This is a genomic window from Ideonella sp. P3_A4 (assembly GCF_056403075.1).
In genome coordinates, this window is record NZ_JBFUGE010000815.1 from 1 (window position 1) to 2,297 (window position 2,297).

The 2,297-nt window shown below is 68.1% G+C and carries 2 protein-coding genes; both read right to left on the minus strand.

Going from position 1 to position 2,297, the window contains the following annotated elements:
• Window positions 1–74 precede the first annotated feature (74 nt).
• Window positions 75–1,775: a M14 family metallopeptidase gene (locus AC1DYI_RS33105; protein WP_477208351.1), complete on the minus strand. Its 1,701-nt coding sequence runs from the start codon at window positions 1,773–1,775 to the stop codon at window positions 75–77.
• An 85-nt stretch (window positions 1,776–1,860) separates the two neighbouring features.
• Window positions 1,861–2,297 (minus strand): LytR/AlgR family response regulator transcription factor (locus tag AC1DYI_RS33110; RefSeq protein WP_477208352.1); only part of this gene is annotated, 437 nt, incomplete at its 5' end.

The following is a 2,297-nucleotide window of genomic DNA, read 5'->3' on the forward strand; positions in this document are numbered from 1 at the left end:
CCGCGAGCGTGGGCCGGAGAACGGGGCACCGCCGCCGCCCTGCCGCCGCAACCTCGGCAGGGCAGCGTTTCAGTTCAACCCAACGTCACCTCGGCGTTGACCGCACCAGCGCGTCCGGCGTGGGCCTTCAGCTGCAGCACGGTGCCGACCGGCGCACGGACGATCCATTCGGCGTGCGCCTTGTCGGCCGTCACGTCGCGCTCGGGAATGAAAGCCTGCAGCGAGTTCTTCGGCGCATGGCCTTCGAGCTGCGGGCCCTCGATGCGCGGCTTGCCGTTGACTAGCGAGGCACCGGCCGGCAACCCGATCTCGAACACGCAGGCCCGCGCGACCTTGCGCTCGAGTGCCCGCTTGGTGACATAACTCGGTAAGTAGCCGGTATTGGCGACGACGAACTTGACACGCCAAGTGTCGGGGCCGAGTGCGTCGACGCTGGTCGACACGGTGTTCAGCTTCGGCAACGTCAGGCCCAGCTGCGTCAGCCACGCCGGGAAGCGCGCGGCCTCGCGCTCACGGTATTTCGGCGGCGGGTTGCGCCAGTAGTTCATGCGGTCCCAGCCACCGATCTCGACCGCGCCGAGCTGCGGGTGGTTGAACGGGCGCCAGTCGTTGTGGGCCTTGCCCTCGCAGTGCTCGTCGCTCCACTTCAGCAGCTTCAGGTCATCTTCGGGCGGGTGGTCGCGGTACCAGTGGATCCAGTCGTAGTCGGTGATGCCGGCCTCCTTGTTGGGAGCCCAGATCTCGACCGTCCAGAACAGCGCCCCGAGGTGCTCGTAGACCCAGTCCTGCGTGCCGGTGATGATTTCCTTCGGGTGGTACTTGAAGTCGTGCCAGATGCTGATCGCGGGGTAGCCGGTCAGCTTGGCACCGATGTCCGACAGCCGCTTGTAGATCCACAGATCCTCGGGCGTCATGTCGTCGTCGCTCTGCGTGCCCATCGGCCGCAGGATCACGCCCGAGTGGGTGTGGAAGCTGACGGCGGCGCCGATGTTCGGGTGCTTGACCATGAAGTCGACCATCGCCCGCACCTCGGGCTCGCTGGTCGGGTAGGGGCCGGCGCCAAGCTGCTCGAACTCCTGCCGCCAGTAGGCGGGGAAGTTGCGGTTCAGGTCCAGCCCTTCGCGGTCGCGGTTGACACGGATCGTCGTGCCGTCGAAGTTCTCCAGCAGGCCTTCGGGCATCACGCGGTAGTACGTGCCGCCGAACTCACCCGGCTCGCGCGGGATCAGCAGCCGCGGCTCGTCAGGGTGGACCTTCCAGCTGCCGTTCGGGTCTTTCACCCGCATCTGCAGGATGCGGCCGTCGCCGTCGATGTCCTGTGTCGTCAGGCCGTCGACATGCGGCTCATCGAAGGGGTAAGGGCGCGTTGCCGAGCGGATGTGGCGCGGCGTGTCGGCGAGCGCCAGCTCGGCGCCGTCGGGGTTCAGCCGCGGGCAAAGGTAGACGACGCGGCTGTCGAGCAGCTCGGTGACCTTGGCGTCGCTGCCATAGGAACTTGCCAGTTGGTGCAGCCAGTACAGGCACGCGGTGCTGGCAGTCAACTCGGCGGCATGAATGTTGCCGTCGATCCAGAGCGCGGGCTTGTCAGTGTCGGGCCCGGTGGCGCGGTTGGTGATCACCAGCAACCAGATCTCGCGGCCCTCGTGGCTCAGGCCCATCGAGCGGCGCTCGATCAGGTCGGGCAGCGCGGCGGCGTAGTCGGCCAGCAGCTGGCTCAGTTCCGGGTGGCGGTAGAAGCGGTCGAACTGCGGGGTGGGCAGGGGTACAGCGGACATGGCGAGCGGGCCTGCTCGTGGCAGGCCGGGGGACTGCGGTGAGCACCAGTGTCGCATCGGCCGCGTCGGCGCCGCCGGCGCGGGGCTACTGGCCCTTGAACAACCCTTGAAAGTGCCTCGACACCGGCAAGCGCTCGTTGCGGCCGCGCAGCGTCAGCACCATCGTGCCTTCGTCGATGCGCAGCGCGCTGGCGATGTGGCGGTGGTTGACGATCACCGAGCGGTGAACCTGCCAGAACTGGTCGGCGTCGAGCTGGGCCAAAAGCTCTTTCAGCGGCGTGCGGATCAGCGCTTCGGCCGGGCCGGCCTCGTCGTCGTAGACCACCCGGGTGTAGCGTGCGTCGGACTCGAAGTAGACGACCTGCTCGACGCGAATCAGCTTCACCTCCTTGCCGACGCTGGCCTGGATCACCGCCGGTGGCGCCGGCTTGCGCAGCTGGCCACTCAGCTGCGAGAGCAGCGCCGACAGGTCCGGCGCGGCCGGCCGGTCCAGCCGCGTCTGCACACGCTGCAGCGCCTGGC